This window comes from Pedobacter sp. 01N416, assembly GCF_056399685.1.
This window is the reverse complement of the sequence record NZ_JBFTRT010000547.1, coordinates 1-3,372: the sequence shown is the minus strand read 5'-3', so window position 1 is coordinate 3,372 and position 3,372 is coordinate 1. Positions and strand designations below refer to the sequence as shown.

Below are 3,372 nucleotides of genomic sequence, written 5' to 3'. Positions count from 1 at the left end.
CCCATAAATTGTCTGGTCCATTGGCATTTTGAAGATACTTTTCAGTTGGCGTCCAGTTATTTTTGATGGTAAAATACGAAGAACCTTCATCTGTATAAAGGTAAAACCAATGATCAGGCAGGTGCGAATATGGTGCTTTGTAAATGCTATCGACTACATTTTCGGTAATGAATGATCCGGGCTGAGCAGATAGTGTATAAATTCCGGCTACATCGTACATGTGTTTTCCGTAGTGATGAATCTTATTGCCGCTGATGGTATTGTTTTCCATCGCATTTCGGGTTTTCGTCCAGCCCCAACCTACGCTGATGCCTGAATAAGACACATCGCTAATTTCGTTATGCAGAATTTTAATCCCCCTAACATAACCTGCGCCTATACCAACAGCGCCCCAATCTTCGTTGGTCACATCGGTAATCAGGTTGTTCTCGATTTTATTGTTCGTCGAAATTTCTCTTTGGTCTGTGGGATTGTAAGGCAAATGCACTTCGGTCACTTCATCAGAGAAAGTTCCGATTAGAATGGCTGAACCACCAATATCCTTAAATAAGTTGCCATTGATTGCATTATCTGCAGTTCCTTTTTTATAATCCAAACCTGTTGACGCCAGGTGCTCGAACTGGCAAGATTCGAAAGCAGTGTGATTGGCATAACTCACTTCGACTGCAGCAACCGGACGGCCAACCCAGGCCTGATTTTCTAGCGTAGGTTTGTCTGGTGTCCCGGCTTTTTCGAGTTTATAGGCATCAAGCATGTACATGCCGGCCTGATGAGGAACATGACCTTGTTTTGATGGCCTTAACCAAGTGGAGTGCTGAAATGAAATGCCCTTGAAATTTACATAGGAAACCGGTTGATCAATTGTTCCTTCGATTTTAACCAGGTTTTCTAAAACGGGAGCAATTATTTCGGCATTTAGCATATTTTCTGATGCTTTGGGCCAATAATAAAGTTTGTGGTGCTGTAAATCTTCAAACCATTCTCCAGGTTCGTTCAAGAATTGAATGGCATTTGTAAGGTAAAAAGCAGAATTCCCTGTTTTGTCTGAAATCCATGGTGCTGGCCAGGGATGCTCGGATTGGATCCTGCTTTCGGGCTGCATAAAAGAAAGTTCTGCAGCATTTCCTATAATTTTAACAGACTTTACACGAAGATTTGCAATGGCCCACCATTGGTGGATCAGCATTTCCATTCCTTTGATACTGCCTAAACTGATGTTTTTTTGAAGTGGAATTTTACAGGTTTGCTTTTCGCTATCCCATGATAAAATCCTCCCCATTTCTTCTCCATTATAGTTTTTTGCGCGAACGGCCTTATTGCCATCTACCCATAGCTGTCTGAACTGTAGGTCGCCCCCATCTAAATTTGGAATATCAGCTACCCAAACCCTCCCTATAGATTCGTTTGGCAGACCAGCAATGGTGTGATTTAACTTTTTCCAGTTTTTTATTTGAATGCCTCCGCTCAAAATAACTTTTTCGTTAGGTGCTGAAATAATTGTTGTCGGACTATCTTTTGTACCAGAATCTTCAGGTCGAAGAACTACGGGTTCGTGCAATTGGTAAAAACCCTTGCCGATTATAATCCGGATTCCATCCTTAGTGGAAGCATCATCTAAACGCCTCAATTCGCGGGCTTTTCTGATGGCAGAATGTAGTGTGGCCAAAGGCTTTTCCTTGGTTCCTACATTAGTATCATTGCCATTTACGGATACGTAAATATCTATTGCATTAACTTTAAAACATAATAATGATAAAAAAATCAGCAGACTAAAGAATGGTTTAATTTGTTTGGTTCGTGGAGACACGAACCAAGGCAGCTGTATTGTTTGTATTATTGTAGTTAAACCCATTTTTATAATTCTACTATTGAGATTGCTTCGTGCCTCGCAATGACGATCCCTCACTTTGAAAAACTGATTTCAGGTAGCTTGTATTGGCACTGAAATTATATTTTACATTTGTTGGCTGTTTGGCATCCCTGCTTCTTTCTACAACCAGCCAACCACTCCAACCCATATCATCTAAAGTTTCTTTAACTTTGTTCAAATCAATTTTCGGATCGTTCTGTAACCAAACACCATCTTCATTTGTGGCATGGATCTGAACGATGTTCTTTTTGCCTAAAATTCTCAGCTCTTGGTGTAAATCCCTTCCATTCTTTATGGCATTCGAGAAATTGAAGTAGCTTTTAACATGCTTGCAATCAATATCTTTTAATAATTGCAATTCACCTTTTGCATCTAAAGCGCTTTCAATTCCAATAGTAATTCCCACTTTGGCAGCCATTTTTCCAGCAACTTTTAACCGCTCTATAATAGGTTCACGGAGTTCTGGGTTTTTAACCAAATCACCTTGAATACCCAATGGAAGAAAGACCACTTTAATATGCATTGCTTTAGCAGTATCTAAACAATCCTGGATCATTTTCTGATAAGTTGGTCGCTTGGCAAATGATTGCGCATAAAATCCGGTCATCGCCAACGAACAGATTTCAAGATTTAATTCCTTTGCCTTATCCAGATACTCCTGCCTGATTTTTGGATCGGCCAGTTTATTGTCAAATGTTTCCCGATCGCCCAAACCACCCATGTCTATTTCCAATCCGTCTGCACCGATTTCTTTTGCGAGTGGCAAAGCGCTGATTTTCTGACGTTTTAAAATCATTAAATCAATCACGGCAACTTTATAATCGTTCTTTTTCTCTGCTGCCAAAAGCAATTGATTCGGGATCATTAAAGCGCCTGTTAGCAATGTCACATGACCAATAAAAGACCTCCTGTTTTGATGCTCCATATCTATTATTTGCTTGTACTTAAAGGGAATAATTTTTCCAGATTTTCAAATCCCATCACTGCATTTTTAGGTAGTTTTTCGCCTTTATCGCCAAAAACATAAAGGGCATTTTCCTTTTCGATGGTTACTTTACTTTCATTGTATTTACCGGCTTTATCTTTAACTGCAGTACCATTTAGTTTGAAGTTTTTGATCAGGAAATCGTAAAGTGCAATGCGCTTATTAATGCCAAAATCATGTTTTTCATCCGGAAGATGAACATTCTCGACCTTATCTTTCACACCATAATAACTGTACATTTTTTGTAGATAAGGAAAATCGTGTTCTGGTGTGTGTGCTGTCCAGTCGCTACCATCTGACACCAATAACTGGGGCCGAGGTGCTGCCATTGCAGCCAGTTCTACATTATCAGTTCCACCACCACATTGGTGGATTGGCATTCCGCTTTCGCAAGGGCAGCCACCATAAAAGTAAGACGACATCGCCACTACGGGAGCACTTAGTTTAATCCTGTTATCCATGGCGGTCATTAAAATGGAATGACTTCCTGCACCCGAACCTCCACTGATGCCAATTC

General features: G+C 40.3%; 2 protein-coding genes and 1 pseudogene. All 3 read right to left on the bottom strand.

Annotated elements, in window-relative coordinates; all coding sequences use genetic code 11:
* The coding region (locus tag AC1DND_RS23280; protein ID WP_477584969.1) for a right-handed parallel beta-helix repeat-containing protein at nucleotides 1-1,807 on the bottom strand (1,807 nt) is incomplete at its 3' end.
* 58 nt (nucleotides 1,808-1,865) lie between these two features.
* Nucleotides 1,866-2,735: a sugar phosphate isomerase/epimerase family protein gene (locus AC1DND_RS23275; protein WP_477584968.1), complete on the bottom strand. Its 870-nt coding sequence runs from the start codon at nucleotides 2,733-2,735 to the stop codon at nucleotides 1,866-1,868.
* Nucleotides 2,736-2,800: 65 nt separating this feature from the next.
* A pseudogene (locus AC1DND_RS23270) lies at nucleotides 2,801-3,372 on the bottom strand (acetylxylan esterase); the annotation flags it as partial.

Excerpts from the sequence above, each read along its gene's own strand:
- AC1DND_RS23275 (WP_477584968.1), bottom strand. The coding sequence starts at position 2,735 with ATGATCCCGAATCAATTGCTTTTGGCAGCAGAGAAAAAGAACGATTAT.